Here is an 18,360-nt window from a genome sequence, read left to right as displayed (position 1 = left end):
CTCGAGGAACCACACAGTGAGTGAAGCTCGTAGGAAGGCCGCCCCGTCCCGCGCGCGCCGCAAGAAACACTGGGCCCTGCGCACCCTGGGCTGGCTCCTCGGTCTCTTCTTCGTCGGCATCATCGGCGCCGCCGCGGTCTTCTTCATCGGGTACCAGATGACCGACATCCCGGACCCGAACAAGGAGTTCAAGACCAACACGACGACGGTGTACTACGCCGACGGGAAGAACGTCCTGGGGACCTTCTTCGACCAGAACCGCAAGTCGGTTCCGCTCAACCAGGTCCCCAAGACCGTTCAGGACGCCGTCACAGCCGCCGAGGACCGGACCTTCTGGACCAACCCCGGCATCTCCCCGTCCGGCATGGCCCGCGCGGCGTTCAACATCGCGCGGGGTGAGCAGCTCCAGGGTGGTTCGACGATCACCCAGCAGTACGTGAAGATCATGTACCTGACCCAGGAGCGGACCTTCTCCCGGAAGTTCTCCGAACTGTTCATCGCCACCAAGCTGAGCCGGCAGACGGACAAGAAGGAGATCATGGAGGGCTACCTCAACACGATCTACTTCGGTGAGGGCGCCTACGGCATCTCCGCGGCCGGCGACGCGTACTTCAGCAAGCCGGATCCTCGGCAGCTGAAACCGAACGAGGCCGCGCTGCTCGCGACGGTCCTCAACAACCCCACTGTCTTCGACCCCGACGACAAGTCGGCGGCGACGCAGAAGCGCCTGCTCGACCGCTACCGGTATGTCCTGGACGGCATGCGTCAGTCCGGCACGATCTCCGAGGCGAACGCGGCGGAGTGGAGCAAGAAGCTGCCGCCCCTGAACAAGAAGAAGAAGAGCCCGCGGTTCGCCGGCACCAAGGGCTTCCTGCTCGACATGGCCCGGCGAGAGCTGGTCAAGAACGGGTACAGCGACGACGAGATCGTCGGTGGTGGCCTGAAGGTCAAGACCACCTTCGACTACAAACTCCAGATCGACGCGGTCCGGGCTGTCTTCAGCAAGAACCAGCCGAAGGGCCCGAACGAGCTGCACGTCGGGCTCTCCTCGGTCCGGCCGCAGACCGGTGAGCTGGTCGCCATGGTGGGTGGTCTCGACTACGTCAAGAACCAGCTGAACTGGGCAACGGCCAAGGCGCGGCCGGGCTCCTCGTTCAAACCGTTCGCCGTCGCCGCCGCGTTGAAGGACGGCAAGGACCTCGAGCAGCGGTTCCAGGGTGACGGGCCGATCGAAATCCGCGGCGGCAAGTACGACAACGAGCTCGGCGAGGACTACGGGCCGGTCAGCCTGCTGACCGCGACCGAGAAGTCGGTGAACACCGCCTTCTACGACCTGGTCGACAACGAGATGGAGAACGGCCCGAGCAAGGTCGCAGACATGGCCGAGGCGGCCGGGATCCCGAAGATCCCCGAGGCCGACCGGGACGCGCCGGCGCTCGTGCTGGGCCCGAACGCCTACGCTTCGACGGTCGACATGGCCAGCGCCTACGGCACCTTCGCGGCGAACGGGACGCGCATGCCCGTGCACGTGATCAAGGAGGTCCGCGACCAGACGGGCGCGGTGACCTGGTCGGAGAAGACGAAGATCAAGGGCGTCCCGGCGATCGACCCGGAGATCGCGAAGGCCACGAGCTACGCGATGCAGCAGGTGGTCGAGGCCAAGGGTGGCACCGGCACGCGGGCCAAGCAGCTGGACCGCCCGGCAGCGGGCAAGACCGGCACCGCCGGTGGTCTCGCGGTCGAGAAGCGCCGCGCGAACGCGAAGTGCAAGTGCGACAAGTACGAGGACGGCGACGACACCCTGACGTCCTGGTGGGTCGGTTACACGCCGGAGCTGTCGACGGCGGTGCTGTACCGGGCCGGCAAGGAGGGCGAGTCCGACCTCGACCCGTTCAGCGACGATCCCGCCTTCTTCGGTGGGAACTACCCGGTGAAGACCTGGCTGGACTTCATGGAGCCTGCGCTGGAGAACAAGCCGGTCCAGGAGTTCGACCAGCCGGACGAGGACAGCCTCGGAACGCCGACTCCGACCTTCACGCCGACGCCGACGAATACGCCGCCGCCTTCTACTCCGCCGACTACGCCGCCTTCGACGCCGCCGAGTACACCGCCTTCTACTCCGCCTTCGACGCCGCCGACGACTGAGCCGACGAAGACGAAGCCGACGAAGACTCCTGGGCGGCCTACGTTCCCGACCTTCCCGACCGGGCCACCGGACACTCCGGAGACTCCGGCCGGTGCGGATCCGACCAACGGGAACGATCCACCGACCCGGGGCTGACCCCTTGAGCGGCCGATTCGCAGCTGTCTGCGGATCGGCCGCTTTGCGTTGGCGGGCGAGCGAGGGGATCACTCGGGAGCTATGAGGCACGATGGTGGGGTGGCTCGGGGCGGCGGCGACTGGTTGAGGGTGTGGGGTGGGGTCCGTGGTTGAGCGGGTGGCGGACGAACCGCAGCCGCCGCACCGGCGGGCCCGGCGAGCTCGGGACCTGACTTCGGTCGGACTCCGGCGGTTCCTGCCGGACGGGATGGCGCGGGAGTCGCTCGGCTGGTGGCTGGTCACGCGGGCCGGGATCTTCCTGATCGCGGTGTCGGCGCCGCTGTTGTTCAACCGTGGGAGCGACTACCCGGACGTCTGGCGGGCCTGGTTGCAGTGGGACGTCTGGCACTTCAAGGCGATCGCCGAGTTCGGGTACGCGAACGGGGAGCCGTCCGGGGCGCCGTTGGCCGCGTTCTTCCCCGGGTTGCCGATGCTGATGCGGGCCGCGAGCTGGCTCGGGATCGGGTACGTCGGTGGCGGGGTGCTCATCTCCGCGATCGCGAGCGCGGTCGCCGGGATCTACCTCGCCCGGCTCGCGCAGTACGAGTTCCCGCACGCGCTGCGGTTCGGGCCGACGGCGGCGCTGATCTGGTTCACCGCACCGGTCGGGGTGTTCCTGGCCGCGCCGTACACCGAGGCGCTGTTCTGCGCGTTCGCGTTCCCCGGGTGGCTGGCGGCTCGGCAGGGGAAGTGGGGCCGGGCCGCGATCCTGGTGGCGCTGGCGGCCACGGTGCGGGTGTCCGGGATCTTCCTCGCATTCGCGCTCGTGGTCGAGTTCGCGACGTCGAAGCGCCGGGACTGGAAGAAGCTGCCGTGGCTCGCGTTGCCGGCCGTGCCGGTGCTCGGGTTCATGGCGTACCTGAAGCAGGTGCACGGGTCCTGGTTCGCCTGGCAGGAGGCGCAGGAGAAGGGGTGGGCCCGCGAGTTCACGATGCCGTGGACCTCGCTGATGCACACGTTCGAGGCCGCGACCAAGGGCCACTTCCCGGCGGATCGGACCGACTGGACCTGGATGTTCCGGGCCGAGCTGGTCGCGTTGGCCGTCGGCCTGATCCTGCTCGTCTGGTTGCTCTGGCGTCGGTCCTGGGGTGAGGCCGCCTGGGTCGGCAGCACCATCGCGGCCTTCGTCACGTCGTATTGGGTCTACTCGCTCACCCGGGCCACGTTGCTGTGGTGGCCGTTGTGGATCGGGCTCGCGGTGCTGGCGAACCGAAGACCCTGGCTCGGCCGGCTCTACTTCGCCCTCGCGATCCCCCTGGCCGTGATCTGGTCGTGCGCGTTCTTCACCGGTCGCTGGGCCGGCTAGTCCCGTACCCGATACGCGAACCGCCTCGGCGCCGTCGTCCCGTACGGCGTGACCACGGCGACCGTGAGTTCGTGGGTCCCCGGGGTGAGGTCGAGCGCCCACTCGTCGTTGTACGGCGAACCGCTCACCCGGATCCCGGTCCCGTACGGGTGCCGATGCGCGAACCGGACCGTGGGACGTTCGACGGTGCCGCCGAGTCCGGTGGAGATCGCGGCCAGGTCGGGGTGGACCGACGCGCCCGTCAATCGCGGTGTCCGGATCACCCGCATCCCCTGGAACACGGCCGCGAACGGCGGTACGGCCGGGACGGCGCCCGTGGTCGAGTACGAGGCGAAGTACGTGAACCAGGACGCGGCCTGCTGGTCGGTCAGGGGCTCGACCGATCCGGCCGGGACGAAGGCGGGCGGCTCGGCCAGGGCCTGGAGCTCGCGGATCCCGAGCGGGGTACCGCCGGCATCGATCCAGTACGCGCCGTTCTGGCCGTCGAGCAGGACCCAGCGATCCAGTTCGTCGATCCACGCCTCGCTGACCACGTGGCCGCGGCCGACCCCGACATGGTGGTTCGGCTGCCGCAGATCGAGCCGGCGGGCCGGGATCCCGACGGCGTTGAGGGCCTGACTGAGCACGATCGAGTACTCGACACAGGCGAATCGCGCACCGGCGTCGACCCGGTCGAGCACGGTCAGCGCGTCCGGGTCCTCGACGTGGTCGTTCGCGTGGTCCCACCGGTCGTGCACCCATTCGAGCAACCGGACGACCGTCTGCCAGGCGGAGCCGGGGACCACCTCGGGCAGACGGTTGCGCAGGGCATCCACCCGGGCGGGGTCGATCGCGTACAAGGTCAGCTCGATCGGTGCTGCGTCCGGCCAGTCGAGCAGTTCGAGCGTCGGCGCCGGGATGTTCGCGGCCATCCGGTGCTGCCAGTCCGGCCACTCCGCGTCGGCCCCGAACACCTTCTCCAGCTCACCGTCGAACAACTCGGGCTGACTGAACCCCCCGTCGATCGCCTCCACCAACAGCGCGACCGCCCGGGCATCGCCGATCCGGCGCGCGGCGAGGGCAGCCGATGGAGCCCAAAGGTGGGTCCACCACTGCCCGTCGCCGCGCAGCTCGCCGACCAAGGCCAGCAGGAGCTGGTCCTCCTCGGCTCGTACGTACTGCTCGGCACGGAGCCGCAGCTCGGCGAGATCCCTGGGCGGCAGGTCGTCCACAAGTTCGGTCACCCGCCCATCATCGCCGCTCCCCGGTGAGGGCTAGGACCTGGCGCAGACGACCGGTCGAGCGGGGAGGTCACCGGAGGCCAGGTACGCGACGACCGAACTGTCGACGCAGTCGTTGCCGTACTCGCCGAAGAGGCCGTGCTTGCGGGCGTCGGTGACGGTCAGCACGCTGGATCCTCGGAGTGCACGCTGTAGTTGGGCGGCGTTGGCGTACGGCGTCCGGGGATCACCGTCCGCGGCGACGATGAGGGCGGGCACCTTGGTGTCGACCCGCGTCGGCTGCTCCTTCGGGGCGGTCGGCCAGAAGGCACACGGTGACGGTGCGCGGGTCAGGGAGCCGAAGACGGGCTCGTCCTGCCGATGCCGCTGGATGTCGCGCCAGTAGGTCCGCAGATCCCGGGAGACAGCGCGGTCGGCACAGGCGATCGCCAGTTGCCCACTGACCATTTGCGAGAGCGCCGGCGTCAGCAGGAGCGCCAGCAGACCCGCCAGCTCCTCGCCGGCCTCCACCGGACCGCGCGTGGCCGCGAGCAACGTCCGCACCGTCCCGGCAAGGTGTGCCCGGGCCGGATCCCGGTCGTCACCGAGGGACGCGAACAGCAGCACCGGTACGACCCCGTCGTCCAGCGTGTGCTCCCCGACGCGCAGACCACGCTCCGCCGCGACCCGCTGGATCGAGCGCACCGTCCTCAGTACCTCGTCCGCCGTTCTGCCGAGCCCGTACGAGGAGTGCCGCGCGCCCGCCCACGTCGCCCACGCCCGCAGCGCCGCCTCGTTGACCGGTCCCGCGTTCCGCAACATGCCGGCCCCGTACGTCGCCGGATCGAGCGGCCCGTCCAGCACCATCCGATCCACCCGAGCCGGGAACATCTCCGCGTACACCGCGCCCAGGTACGTCCCGTACGAGTAGCCCAGGTACGAGATCTTCCGTTCCCCGAGTGCGCTCCGGACCCGGTCCAGGTCGCGCGCGGTCTCCCGGGTACTCGCATGCGGCAGGTACTCGGCCGCGTTCTCGGTACACCGCGCGGCCATCGACGCCTGCAACCGGGCGGCTCGGTCGAAGCTCGCGCGGTCCGACCCGGCGGACCACGGCCAGCCCGCCTGCGGGACCTTGCAATCCAGCGGCGTACTGCGCCCGACGAACCGCGGATCCAGGCCGATCAGGTCGTACCGCGTGCCCGCCTCGCGCATCGCGGGCCGGAGCCGCAGCGGCATCCCGAGTCCCGGCCCGCCCGGTCCACCGTCGTTCAGCAGCATCGTGCCGATCCGGTCGCCGGTCGCGGGCAGCCGCGACATCGAGAGGGTGATCTTCCGGCCGTCCGGTCGCCGGTAGTCCAGGGGTACGTCCAGCTCACCGCACTCGGCGCCGGCCTGGTCCAGCTCGGCGCCCTCGGTGTCCTCGGCGTCGCGTTGGCACTGGTGCCAGCGGATCTTCGCTTCCTCCGCCGCGGCCGGGACGGCGAGTGGAACGGTCAGCGGCACGGCCAGCAGGCCGGCCACGATCGGCGCGATCAACAGCTTCATCGGGTCCTCCTCCAAGGTCGTTTCGACCCTAGGAAGACCGGCGGCGCCGCACCCTGGCTCTACCGCCCGGCTGAGGGTGGCGCGGACGCTACCCTCGCCCGCACGTCTCGGGATATGGACTCTTCCGGACCGAGGCAACCTATCCCGGAGGTTGTTCGTCAGTACGGGTGGAAGGGGTGGTAGTCCGGGCGGGGACGCCACCCCTCCCTCTTCTTCACAGTTGTCCGGCGGAACCTCTCAGGGGCAGGTTCCGCCGGAGAACCTGGTCGAACGAGCCGCGGCGACCCACCGGTCGCCGCGGCTCTTCGCGTCAGCCGTAGTTGCGCTCGATCGACTGCGACGGCGTCGGGGTCGGCTTGGCCTCCGCGACCCGCTGGTCGCTTGGGTGCGTCCCGGCCTCGATCCCCTTCAGGGTGCCGAGCAGCTCGATCTCGGACAGCGTCACCCCGCTCGCCCCGGCCGCCGGCGTCAGCACCAGCCGGTACTGGGTGTACGCCTTCGGCGCGGTGACGCTGAACGACCGGGTGTACGCCGGGAACGCCCAGGTCTGGCCGGTCCGTTCGTCGACCTTGGTCCAGGTGGTCCCGTCGTTCGAGCCCTCCAGCTTCCACGCCGACGGCGCCGCGCCGGTAGTGCCGCTGGTCAGCGTGTACATCGTGACCGGGCGGCCCTGCTGCAGCTGAACCGTCACGGTCGGGGTGGCCCCGGTCAGCGTGACCTGCTTGGTGGAGTCGTTGTCGGTCAGCGCGGACACGTCCGCCCCGCCGGCCGCGACCACCGCGCCGTCGTCCTCGGTCGAGTCCCGCCACGTCATCGGGTCCTCGCCCGGCTTCGTGATCGACGGCGGGGCGTCGTTGCGGCCGCTGCCCCAGCTGGCCGGCCGGTCGGTCAGCTCGAACTCGATCTTGCCGCCCTGGCCGATCAGGTCGTGCGGCAGCGCGGTCGAGGTCCACTTCTTGCCGTTGACTTTGACGCCCTTCACGTACTTGTTCGCGGCGCTGTTCTCCGGCGCGCTGACGACGAGCTTCTTGCCGTTCGGCAGGTTCACCGTCGCCTTGGTGAACAGCGGCGACCCGATCGCGTACGTCGGCGAGCCCACCTGCAGCGGGTAGAAGCCGAGCATGCTGAACAGCCACCACGCGGACATCTCGCCGTTGTCCTCGTCGCCGGGGTAGCCCTGGCCGATCTCCGAGCCGAGGTACAACCGGTCCAGCACCTCGCGCACCTTCTCCTGGGTCTTGGCCGGCTGACCCGCGAAGTTGTACATGTACGCGATGTGGTGCGACGGCTGGTTCGAGTGGCCGTACTGGCCCATCCGGACGTCCCGGGCCTCGAGCATCTCGTGGATGGCGCCGCCGTACCCGCCGACGTGGGTGGCGTCCTCCGGGGTGGTGAAGAACTCGTCCAGCTTCTTCGCCAATCCGTCCCGTCCGCCGTACAACGCGGCCAGGCCGGCGCCGTCCTGCGGGACCGAGAAGGCCATGTTCCACGCGTTCGTCTCGGTGTAGTCGTGACCCCAGTCGCGCGGGTCGAACGTGCTCGGCGAGTTGCCCCAGACGCCGTCCGGGTCCTTGCCCTGGAAGAACCCGAGCGCCGGGTCGAACAGGGTGACGTAGTTCCGGGCCCGGTTCAGGTAGTACTGGTAGTTGTCCAGGTACTCCTGCTTGCGCGGGTCGTTCTTCTTCGCCGCGTCGTACAGCGCCTTCGACATGTTCGCGATGCCGAAGTCGTTGATGTAGCCGTCCATCGACCAGCTGAAGCCCTCGGCCGTGGTGTTCGCGGTGTACCCGTTGAAGGTGGACCGGTCGAGCCCCTTGCGGCCGACGTTCGCGGTCGGCGGGCGGGCGGCCGCGTTCTTCAGCGCCGCGTCGTAGGTCGCCTCCAGGTCGATGCCCTGGACGCCCTTGAGGTACGCGTCCGCGAACGCGACGTCGGAGCTGGTGCCGACCATCAGGTTGGCGTAGCCCGGTGAGGACCAGCGGGAGATCCAGCCGCCGTCCTTGTACTGCTGGACGAACCCGTTGACCAGGTCGTCCGCGGTGTCCTGCGAGAACAGCGCGTACGCGGGCCAGACGGTCCGGTACGTGTCCCAGAAGCCGTTGTTCACATAGGTCTGGCCCGCGACGATCTTGGACCCCGTGGTCGTCGGGGTGTCGGTGCCCACCTTCGGCGAGACCGGCGACGCGTACGTGATCACCGGCTTCTTCGCGGTCCCGGTGTTCTCCGAGCCGTTGTTCGGGTAGAGGAACAGCCGGTACAGGTTCGAGTAGAGGGTGGTCAGCTGGTCCGCGCTGGCGCCCTCGACCTCGACGGTGCGGAGCTTGGCGTCCCACAGCTTCCGCGCGGCCGCCTTCACCTTGTCGAACTTGCTGTCCGCGCCGAGCTCGAGCTCCAGGTTCTTCTTCGCCTGCGCCGTACCGATCAGCGAGGTGGCGATCCGGAGCTGGACCTGGGTCACCTTGGGGTCGAACGAGAAGTACCCGCCGACGTTGGCGCCGCCGCCGTCCGCGAGCTTGCCCGAGGCAACCACCTTCTGGTCGACCACGCCGTACACGAACAGCCGGCCGGCGCCGGTGGACAGTCCGCTCTTCACGTCGCTGTACCCGGTCACGACGCCGGTCTCCGGGTCGAGCGTCAGGCCGCCGTTGTTGTTGACGTTGTCGAACACGAGCGACGCCTGGCCGGCCGGGAACGAGAACCGCAGCATCGCCGCGTGGTCGGTCGGGGCCAGCTCGACCGCGTTGCCGTTGTCGAACGTCACGCCGTAGTAGTACGGCCGGGCGATCTCGTTGTCGTGGCTGAACGCCCACGCCCGCGCGTCGCGATCGGCGGTCGGCTTCGCCGCGGTCGACGGCATCACCTGGAACGTCTGCCGGTCACCCATCCACGGACTCGGCTCGTGGCTGATCGAGAGCGCCTCGAGCTGCGGCTTGTTCTCGGCGTTGTTGCCCTTGGCGTAGTCGTACAACCAGGAGGTCGAACCCGCGTTCGTCACCGGGGTCCAGAAGTTGAACCCGTGCGGCACCGCGCTCGCCGGGATGTTGTTGCCCCGCGAGAAGCCGCCGGTCGCGTTCGTCCCGCGGGTCGTCACGGCCAGGTCCGACGGGTGCTTGGCCGCGGTCTTGCGAGCCGCCTCGTCCGGGTTCTCCGCCTTCGCGATCCGCACGTCGTCGATCCAGCCGCGGAAGTCGGACGGCCCGGACGGCTTGTCGTACCCGACCAGGATGCGCGTCACCGTTTTGCCGGCCGCCACCTGGCCGAGGTCGGCTTCGACGTTGTTCCACTGGTTCGTGGACAGGCCCTTCGCGTCGCCCTGACCCCGCGGACTCAGCTCGAATCCGTGGTGGTCCTTCGCCTTCAGGTCACTCAGGTACGTGCCGTCGGAGAACGCGAGATCGAGCGCGGCGAACGTACTCGGGTAACTCAGGTCGCCCTCGACGTGCTCGGGGAAGATCTTGTACGACAGCCGGGTGTCCTTGCCGACCTTCAGGTCCACGTCGGCGATCTTGTTCCAGGTGTACCCGCGGCCCTCGGCGGTCTGGTGCCCGGCGTACCGGAACGACTTCACCCCGGTGAACCCGACCCGGGCGCGCGCGTTGTACGCACTGGTCGGACCGGAGTCGAGCCGGGACTCGGCCGTCTCACCAGGAGGCGGCAACGGGGCGCCGTTCGACAGGTACCAGTCGGCGAGCTGGACGATGTTCTCGCCGTGGTTCTGGGTGATGTCCAGCTTGTAGAAGGAGTACGCCGTCTCGTTGGCGACGGTGAACTCCTTGGTCTGGAACCGGTTCTCGAAGTCCTCGTTCGTCCGGGTGTCCAGCGTGGTCCAGGTGCTGCCGTCGTTCGAGCCGAGCAGGGTCCAGTTCTTCGGGTCGCGGCCGTCGGCGTCGTTGGCCGAGGTCAGCGCGTACTTCCGGATCGTCACCGGCTGCGAGGTCTGGTACGTCAGCCAGCCGGTCGGCTCGAACACCAGCCACTTGGTGAACTTGTCCCCGTCGGCCACGTTCGACGCGATCTCACCGCCGCCGGTGTTCTCGCCGTTCGCCGTCACCCTGGTGACCTTGTCCATCTCGCTGCCGCCGATCCCGGTCGGCGTCGGGCCGCGGACGCCGTCGGCCCGCGGCTTCCCGTCCGGCCCGGTCTCGACCGCGTCGGTGTACCCGGGCTGCGGCTGGCCCGGCTCGAAGGAGGTGAAGTAGGAGGCCCCACTCGCGACCGGCTGAGAACCGGCCTGGGTCTCGGTGGGGACGGAGGCGCTCGCTGACGTCATGGCAGACATTGTCACAACAAGCCCGAGAGACGTGACGAGCCCCAGTGGGCGGCGGAGTTTCATCTACGGCTCCTTGCACGGCAGGACGGCCCCCGGCAGCCGGATCCACGGCCCCCGCGCACCGCAACGGTCACGCGGCCCCGATGACAAGGTTGTCAGCCCGCGTCGTCGGCATCCTCCCGCTCTGGTGACTTTGGGTCAAGACGTCGTCGCACTGCGTCTGCGAATCTGCAGCACTCATCAACCTTGCCGCCTCCTGCGCGGCTGAGCGTTGGCCCCGCGCGGAACGCTGCGACTCGGCGTGATGGTGAGTGGTGCGGGTCCGGCGGGTAGGTTGACGGCATGGCTGAGGCGACTGCGGAACTGGCAGAGACCGAGCGAGTGCTGGTGACCGGAGCGTCCGGGTTCATCGGCCGGGCGGTGGTCGCCGCGCTGCGGTCCCGCGGAGTACCGGTCACCGCGGTCGATCGGGAGCCGCCCGCGGCCGAGTGGGACGACGGTGTCACGGTCGTGACCGGGGACCTGGCCGAGCAGGAGGTCTGCATCGCGGCGTTCGAGACGCGGCCGCGGTCCGTGATCCACCTGGCCGCGCTGACCTCGGTGCTGCGGTCGGTGGACGCGCCGATGCGGACCTTCGCCGAGAACGTCACCATCACGCAGGTCCTGCTCGAGCTGTCCCGCGGCAGTGGGGTGGACCGGTTCGTGCTCGCTTCCACCAACGCGGTGGTCGGCGACGTCGGAACCGAGACCATCTCCGCCGAGCTGCCGTTGCGCCCGCTGACGCCGTACGGGGCGACCAAGGCCGCGTGCGAGATGCTGCTGTCGGCGTACTCGGGGAGCTACGGGCTCGCGACCGCGGCGCTGCGGTTCACCAACGTGTACGGGCCGGGCATGTCGCACAAGGACAGCTTCGTGCCGCGGATGATGCGGGCCGCGCTGACGGACGAGGGCGTCCGGATCTACGGGGACGGCAAGCAACGCCGCGATCTCGTCTTCATCGACGACGTGGTCGCCGGGATCCTGCTCGCGCTGGACAAGGCGTTCGACGGTCGCGCGATCGTCGGCTCGGGGACGTCGGTCTCCGTGCTCGAACTGGTCGAGACGGTGCGGGCGGTGACCGGGTGCCCGGTGCCGGCCGAGCACGTGGACGCGCCCGCGGGGGAGATGCCGGCCGTGGTGGTCGACGTGGCCCGGAGCGCGGAGACGCTCGGGTACCGGCCGACCGTATCGCTCGCCGACGGCCTGGCCCGCACCTGGCAGTACTTCCGCGACCAGTGATCGCCCAGCTCAGAAGGCACTGGCTGCTCCTGCTCCTCCTGGTGGCGGGGGCGGTTCTCCGAGTGCTGGCGACGATCGCGTACCGGCCGGCGATCATCTACGTGGACTCCGTGCACTACCTGGAGAACATGCGGTCGCTGAAGCCGGACCAGCTCAACCCGATCGGCTACTCGGTCCTGCTGCGCCCGCTGGTGGAGATCGGCGGTCTCACCACCGTCGTGATCGTCCAGCACGTCGTCGGTCTGCTGCTCGGCGTCGCGATCTACGCGCTGGCCCGGCGGCTCGGCGTGTACCGCTGGCTCGCCGCACTGGCCGCGGCGCCGCTGCTGCTCGACGCGTACCAGGTGCAGATCGAGCAGAACATCATGGCCGAGACCGCCTTCGACGTCCTGCTGGTCGCCCTGCTCTGGGTCCTGCTCGGCTGGGGCGTCCCCAACTGGAAGCGGGCCGCTCTCGCCGGACTGATCCTGGGGGCTGCGTTCGCCCTCCGCACGATCGGCGTCACGCTGGTCGTCGCCGTCCTCCTGTACCTGGTGGTGGTCGGCGCGGCCTGGCGGACCAGTGTGTGGCGGGTGGTCGTCCGGAGTGCGGCGATGCTCGCGGCGTTCGCGATCCCGTTCGGCGCGTACGTCGGGTACGTCCACGCCGAGACCGGGCGGTGGGCGATCTCGGGCGCCGAGAACCAGGTCCTGTACGGCCGGACCGCCGTGGTCGCGAACTGCGCGAAGCTGCCGCTCGACGAGGGCACCCGGCTGTTCTGCCCGAAGGAGCCGCTCGGCGAACGGATGGGCGTCGACAGGTACGCGCACAACCGGTACGGCGACCCGAACTGGCCGGGCGAGCTGCCGCCGGGGACCACGAAACCGCAACTGGCCAAGGAGTTCAGCGGCATCGTCCTGCGGCACCAGCCGTTCGACGTCGCGTGGGCGGCGGGCAAGGACTTCCTCAAGGGGTTCGCGCCGACCCGGACCACGTCGCCCGACGACGTGCCGTTGGAGCGCTGGCAGTTCCAGCTCAGCTACCCGAATCTCCAGGACGAGAAGACCGCGCAGGCGTCCGAGAAGTTCGGCGGGATGGAGCCGCACGTCAACAAGGGCCCGGCCACGGTGCTGCGTGCCTACCAGCTGAACGGCGGATTCACGCCCGGCCTCGTCCTCGGGATCGCAGGCCTGATCGCGTTGGCCGCCGCGTTCGGGGTCGGCCGGGCCAAGCAGTCCCGGCTCCGCGCCGCCGCGTTGTTGCCGGTGAGTGCTGCCGTGGTGCTGCTGCTCGGGTCCGCCGCGTTCGAGTTCTCCTGGCGCTACCAGCTGCCCGGCCTCGTACTGTTCCCGCTCGCCGGTGCGCTCGGACTGACGGCCCTGCTCGGTCGGAGCCAGCAGCGCCCACCACTCGCGGCGTACCCGGACAAGGTGGACTCCGAGGCGCTGGACGACTTCAAGGACCGGCACGGCGACCCGGCGTTCGCTCCGCTCGTCGTGGTGATTGCCGCTTACAACGAGGCGGGCGGGATCGGTCCCGTGCTCGCGAACATGCCGAAGACGTGCTCCGGTCTCCCCGTGGACGTGCTGGTCGTGGTCGACGGAGCCGAGGACGACACGGCCGAGGTGGCCGCCGCGCACGGGGCGTACGTCTGTGCCGCACCGGTGAACCGTGGCCAGGGGGCCGCGCTGCGCCTCGGGTACCACCTGGCCGCGCAGGGCGGTGCGCAGTACATCGCGACCACGGACGCGGACGGGCAGTACGACAACGACGAGCTGCCCGTGTTGCTGCAGCCGATCCTCGAAGGGCGGGCCGACTTCGTCACCGGGTCCCGCCGGCTCGGCCAGGAGGACGCGGACAGCCGGCTCCGCTGGGTCGGGGTCCGGGTCTTCGCGGTGCTGGCGTCGATCCTGACCCGGAAGAAGCTGACCGACACGTCGTTCGGCTTCCGGGCGATGCGGGCCGGGCTCGCGTGCTCGGTGACGTTGCGCGAACCGCAGTACCAGTCGTCCGAGTTGCTGCTCGGCGTCCTCGGGACCGGTGGCCGGGTGGTCGAGCTGCCGATGACGATGCGGCGCCGCGGCGACGGGTCCAGCAAGAAGGGCCCCGGCCTGGTGTACGGCGCGAACTACGCGCGCGTCATGACCGGGACGTGGTGGCGGGAGTACGTGCTGCGGCCGGCTTGGCGAACACGTACCGGTCGAACAGCACGAACTTCAGGATGAACATCACCCCGTAGGTCGCCAGGAAGGTCGCGCTGACCAGGATCGTCTGCCAGGTGTGCGAGGCGATCCGGTCCCGCAGCCAGTGGTCCGCGGCACTGGTGGCCGCCGCCGCCGCGAGCGCGGTCACCACCACGATGATTGCGTACGGCAACAGTTCGCGGGTCCGGTCGGCGCGGCCGGTCCGGCCCCAGGCCCAGCGCCGGTTGAGCACGTAGTTCGGCAGCGCGCCGGCCAGGAAGGCGATCACGCTGGCCCACAACGGCCGGGTCCCGAGCCAGTAACACAGCACGAATGCCAGCTCGCTGATCACGCCGGCGATCACCGACGAGGCGGAGTACTTCGCCCAGAGCAGGACCCGGAACCGCGGCCGGGTCACGCCGGTACCCGGGCGACCGCGAGCACCGTCTGACCGAACGGCACCCGGACCCGGCGCTCCACGGCCCGGGTCACCGGGACCACGAAGCGGTCGTAGATCGACACCAGCCGCGGGTTCGGGCTGGTACTGCCGCCGCGCCGGACGGCCGCCCACCAGGCGATCCCGCCGAGCAGGTTCACCGGTTTGGCCAGCTCGACCTGGAGTCCGGCGCGGGTGATCGCGTCGGCGAGGGTCGAGGGCGTGTACCGGCGGACGTGGCCGACCCGGCGGTCGAACTCGCCGTACAGCTGCTGGTACCCGGGCACCCAGAGCACGATGGTGCCGCCGGGAACCACCAGGCCGGCCAGTCCGCGCAGCGCGCCCGCGTCGTCCTCGATGTGCTCGAGCACGTTGATCGCGATCACCGAGTCCACCGGCTTGTCCAGGCTCAGCTCACCGCCCAGGGCGAGCTGGCGCGCCTCGACCTCGGGCCGGTGCGCGAACCGCTGACCGAGCAGCTCGACCGCGCCCGGATCGGCGTCGGTCAGCACCAGCCGGTCCAGCTCCTGGCCGGGCAGCTCGGTGAACTGCGCGGCGAACTCGCCCAGCCCGGCGCCCACCTCCAGCACCGAGCGGCCGCAGTGCGGCGCGATCAGGCCGAACTGGTAGCGGCGGTATCGCGGCTGGTCGGCGCCACCCTGCTCGAGGTCGCGCCCGGTCGCGTTGGTGAAGGCACCGGCATGTTCCTGCATTCGCCCCATTGTGCCTGGTCCGCCTGCCGGCGCGCCCGCGGCGGTTCCGGGACCGGGATTCTCAGTGAACTCCCAGGTGGCAAAGTGGAACTCATCACGTTAGCCGAACCGCCGAACAGGATAGAAAAGAACAGGACAGCAACTTTTTCCCTTCCGAAGGTGGCTCTCTGTGCGGGTACTGGTCCTGGGTGGTGATGGCTACCTAGGGTGGCCGACAGCGCTGCATCTCTCCGATCGCGACCACGAGGTCGCGGTCCTCGACAACTTCGCCCGGCGCGGCTACGACACCGAGCTGGGCGTCCAGAGTCTGGTCCCGATCCAGGACCTCGACACCCGGGTGGCCGCCTGGCAGGAGGTGTCCGGCCGGCAGCTCACCCAGTACACGGGTGACCTGATGGACGCCGACTTCGTGTACCAGGTGCTGCGCGAGTTCCGGCCCGAGGCGATCGTGCACTTCGCCGAGCAGCGAGCCGCGCCTTACTCGATGATCGACCGGGCGCACGCGGTCTACACGCAGCAGAACAACGTGATCGGCACGCTCAACCTGATGTACGCGATCGCCGAGATCGACCCGGGCATCCACCTGGTCAAGCTCGGCACGATGGGCGAGTACGGCACGCCGAACATCGACATCGAGGAGGGCTGGCTCGAGGTCGAGCACAACGGCCGCAAGGACCGGATGCTCTACCCGAAGAAGCCGGGCTCGTTCTACCACCTGAGCAAGGTGCACGACTCGCACAACCTGGAGTTCGGCTGCCGGATCTGGGGGCTGCGGGTCACCGACCTCAACCAGGGCGTCGTGTACGGCCAGCAGACGCCGCAGACGGTCCAGGACCCGCGGCTGGCGACCCGGTTCGACTACGACGCCGTCTTCGGCACCGTACTCAACCGCTTCGTCATCCAGGCCGTGCTCGGTGAGCCGCTGACCATCTACGGCGAGGGCGGCCAGACCCGGGGCGTGCTGGACATCCGGGACACCGTCGAGTGCGTCCGGCTCGCCGTGGAGAACCCGGCCGACGCCGGCGAGTTCCGCGTCTTCAACCAGATGACCGAGAGCTTCTCGGTGGCCCAGATCGCGCAGACGGTGGCCGAGTGCTTCCCCGGCCCGGTCCAGGTCGAGCACCTGGAGAACCCGCGGGTCGAGCAGGCGGAGCACTACTACAACGTCAAGCACACCGGCCTGGTCGGCCTCGGCCTGCAGCCGCACCTGCTGTCGGAGACGCTGATCGAGTCGATGTTCGACATCGTGTCCGCCAACAAGGACCGGGTCGACCTGGCCGCCCTGCTCCCGACCGTGCGCTGGCGCGGCGGGCTCAAGGACGGCTGATTCTCACCGGGTCGCCTACTTACCGGGTCGCCGCGACCAGCACGGTCGGCAGGATCGCGAGGAAGCGGTCGCGGTGACCCCGGTCGGCCTGTTCGGCCAGCCAGGTGTCGGCGTCGTCGCGGGTGATCAGCGCCTTGCCGACGGCGGCCGACGCGGCGGACTCCAGCTGCCGCGCGAGCAGTCGGTGGTCGGTGATCACCTGGTTGTGGACGACCACGGCCGGGTCGTGGAAGCCGGTGTCGAGCAGCCAGTCCCGGAAGCTCCGGGCCGCCCGCGGCGCGACCGACCGGGACTCCAGGCCGAGCAGGACGACGTCGGCCATGTCCTGGTCGCTGCTGTCGAGCAGGAAGAACCCGTAGTCCTGCCCGACGAGGACCGCACGCCCACCTGGCCGCAGCACGCGGTACGCCTCGGCGAGTGTCGGTAGCGGGTCCGCGAGCAGGTGGAACAACCGCGCCGCGCGGTACCCGTCGACGGACTCGTCCTCCAGCGGCAGCCGGTCGGACGTGCCGATGTGGATGACCGCGTCCGGTGTCCGGGCCCGCGCGGTGCTGACGGCATCGGGGTCCGAGTCGACCCCGATCGTCTTGATCTGCGCCCGGCACAACTCCGCGACAGCATGTCCGGCTCCGCAGGCCACGTCGACACAGGTGTCCCCGGGCGCCAGGTCCAGCAGCCGGTACGACTCCGCCCGCAGCCCCAGCGCGCCGGTGGTCTGCTCGATCCGATCCAGAAAGCTCAGCTCAGCCATGGGACCACGCTGCAACTTCAGGTGAACCTGAAGTCAAGCCACCCGATTCAGTCCATCGAAACCCGGTCGAAGGTGGTCGTGGTGTAGCGGACGTCCACCCCGACCTCGTCGCCCACGGCCGGCGGTGCGACCGACGACGGCAGGAACAGCATGCTGGCCTGCATGTGCGGCGGCTCGGCGAACCAGCGCTGCTTCCCCTCGATGGTGAATGGCGACAACGCCATCCCGGCGGCGTCCAGGCTCCCCTTCGCCATCGCGATCGCGCGCTGCCGGACGCTCGCGGCCGCGGTCGGTGCCTCGAGGCCGACGCCGTGCGCCGTCCCGCCCGAGACGACCAGGATGTGCCCGTCACCGCTGACCCGACGCTGCCTGTACCCGACCCGTTCGCCGCGGCGGACCGAGTGCACGTCGAGCACGGTCGCCTTGACCGAGAGCGCGCCGCGGTCGCCGAGCCACAGGCCCGTGCCCATCCGGAGCCGGACGTTGTCGCCGATGTCGGCCAGCTTCTGCGCCGGGACGTGCGAGACCCAGAGCGGACCCGGCCGGACGGCGAGTGCCGCCTTGCCCAGTTCGTTGGCCTCCCGCAGGTTCGCCGACGTACCGCCCGCGCCCATCGGGAAGTGCAGCGACCAGCCCTCGAACCGGATCCGGTCGAGCGCGTTCAGCAGCATCGTGTGCCGCAGTTCGCGGGCGCCGATACCGTGCCGGCGCATCGAGGTCTGGACCTCGATCAGGACCCGGCTGCCGGGCGGGATCGAGACCAGGTCGGCCAGCCGGCTGACCGTATGGATCACGTTCTTGCCCTGCGGGATCTCGAGGAAGGGCCGCCACGGCGACAGCACGACCACGTCGTCGCGGTAGTCCTGCGGGACCTCGTTGTACGTGCCGACGGCGACCGTCTGCGCGCCGAGGGCCCGCGCCTCGGCCAGCAGCCGGAGGTTGCCGAAACCGTAGCCGTTGCCCTTGGCGACCGGGACGACGTCAGGGTTCCACGTGGAACGGAGATGTTCGCGCCATCGATCGGAGTCGACGTGCAGGGTCAGGGGCATGGTG

Annotated in this window: 12 protein-coding genes; 5 read left to right on the top strand and 7 right to left on the bottom strand. The window is 69.7% G+C overall.

The window, feature by feature from the left end; genetic code table 11:
* Window positions 1-16 precede the first annotated feature (16 nt).
* Both FB561_RS08010 and FB561_RS08005 read left to right on the top strand, forming a co-directional pair.
* Window positions 17-2,281 carry a transglycosylase domain-containing protein gene (locus FB561_RS08010; RefSeq protein ID WP_238334706.1) on the top strand — a complete coding sequence of 755 codons (2,265 nt, stop codon included), beginning with the start codon at window positions 17-19 and terminating at the stop codon, window positions 2,279-2,281.
* Between the two features lie 145 nt (window positions 2,282-2,426).
* Entirely contained in the window at window positions 2,427-3,626 is a 1,200-nt protein-coding gene (locus tag FB561_RS08005) for a mannosyltransferase family protein (RefSeq protein WP_238334705.1), read from the top strand.
* Here FB561_RS08005 and FB561_RS08000 read toward each other — a convergent pair.
* The 3 genes from FB561_RS08000 to FB561_RS07990 all read right to left on the bottom strand — a co-directional run bounded on the left by FB561_RS08000 (window position 3,623) and on the right by FB561_RS07990 (window position 10,640).
* The gene (locus FB561_RS08000) at window positions 3,623-4,849 is read right to left on the bottom strand and encodes a transglutaminase domain-containing protein (protein ID WP_145804582.1); all 1,227 of its coding nucleotides are present in this window, start codon (window positions 4,847-4,849) and stop codon (window positions 3,623-3,625) included. The two genes, FB561_RS08005 and FB561_RS08000, sit on opposite strands and share 4 nt — an antisense overlap.
* Window positions 4,850-4,879: 30 nt before the next feature.
* Window positions 4,880-6,370 carry an alpha/beta hydrolase gene (locus FB561_RS07995; protein ID WP_145804580.1) on the bottom strand — a complete coding sequence of 497 codons (1,491 nt, stop codon included), beginning with the start codon at window positions 6,368-6,370 and terminating at the stop codon, window positions 4,880-4,882.
* A gap of 310 nt (window positions 6,371-6,680) precedes the next feature.
* A complete protein-coding gene (locus tag FB561_RS07990) occupies window positions 6,681-10,640 on the bottom strand; it encodes a GH92 family glycosyl hydrolase (RefSeq protein WP_238334704.1) in 3,960 nt (1,319 codons plus the stop codon).
* A gap of 342 nt (window positions 10,641-10,982) precedes the next feature.
* Here FB561_RS07990 and FB561_RS07985 point away from each other — a divergent pair, with 342 nt between their 5' ends.
* Window positions 10,983-11,918, top strand: coding sequence for an NAD-dependent epimerase/dehydratase family protein (locus FB561_RS07985; protein WP_145804576.1), 936 nt, complete (start codon window positions 10,983-10,985; stop codon window positions 11,916-11,918).
* A 62-nt stretch (window positions 11,919-11,980) separates the two neighbouring features.
* Window positions 11,981-14,122, top strand: a complete 2,142-nt coding sequence (locus tag FB561_RS07980) for a glycosyltransferase family 2 protein (protein WP_238334703.1) — start codon at window positions 11,981-11,983, stop codon at window positions 14,120-14,122.
* Here the strand turns inward: FB561_RS07980 and FB561_RS07975 are convergent.
* The gene (locus FB561_RS07975; protein ID WP_145804572.1) at window positions 14,037-14,498 is read right to left on the bottom strand and encodes a GtrA family protein; all 462 of its coding nucleotides are present in this window, start codon (window positions 14,496-14,498) and stop codon (window positions 14,037-14,039) included. The genes FB561_RS07980 and FB561_RS07975 overlap by 86 nt on opposite strands.
* On the bottom strand, window positions 14,495-15,229 hold the full coding sequence (locus FB561_RS07970; RefSeq protein ID WP_238334702.1) for a class I SAM-dependent methyltransferase: 735 nt from the start codon (window positions 15,227-15,229) through the stop codon (window positions 14,495-14,497). The genes FB561_RS07975 and FB561_RS07970 overlap by 4 nt, the downstream gene beginning before the upstream one ends.
* A gap of 169 nt (window positions 15,230-15,398) precedes the next feature.
* On the opposite strand from FB561_RS07970, the gene FB561_RS07965 reads away from it, so the two are divergent.
* The gene (locus tag FB561_RS07965; protein ID WP_145804568.1) at window positions 15,399-16,556 is read left to right on the top strand and encodes an NAD-dependent epimerase/dehydratase family protein; all 1,158 of its coding nucleotides are present in this window, start codon (window positions 15,399-15,401) and stop codon (window positions 16,554-16,556) included.
* A 19-nt stretch (window positions 16,557-16,575) separates the two neighbouring features.
* On the opposite strand, the gene FB561_RS07960 is transcribed toward FB561_RS07965, so the two are convergent.
* Together FB561_RS07960 and FB561_RS07955 are read right to left on the bottom strand one after the other, a co-directional pair.
* Window positions 16,576-17,307, bottom strand: coding sequence for a methyltransferase domain-containing protein (locus tag FB561_RS07960; RefSeq protein WP_145804566.1), 732 nt, complete (start codon window positions 17,305-17,307; stop codon window positions 16,576-16,578).
* Window positions 17,308-17,354: 47 nt separating this feature from the next.
* Entirely contained in the window at window positions 17,355-18,356 is a 1,002-nt protein-coding gene (locus FB561_RS07955; RefSeq protein ID WP_145804564.1) for an alanine racemase, read from the bottom strand.
* Window positions 18,357-18,360: the final 4 nt, after the last annotated feature.

Origin of the sequence: Kribbella amoyensis (genome assembly GCF_007828865.1) — a bacterium.
Classification (GTDB): Bacteria; Actinomycetota; Actinomycetes; order Propionibacteriales; family Kribbellaceae; genus Kribbella; species Kribbella amoyensis.
This window is presented reverse-complemented; position numbering and strand designations above follow the sequence as displayed.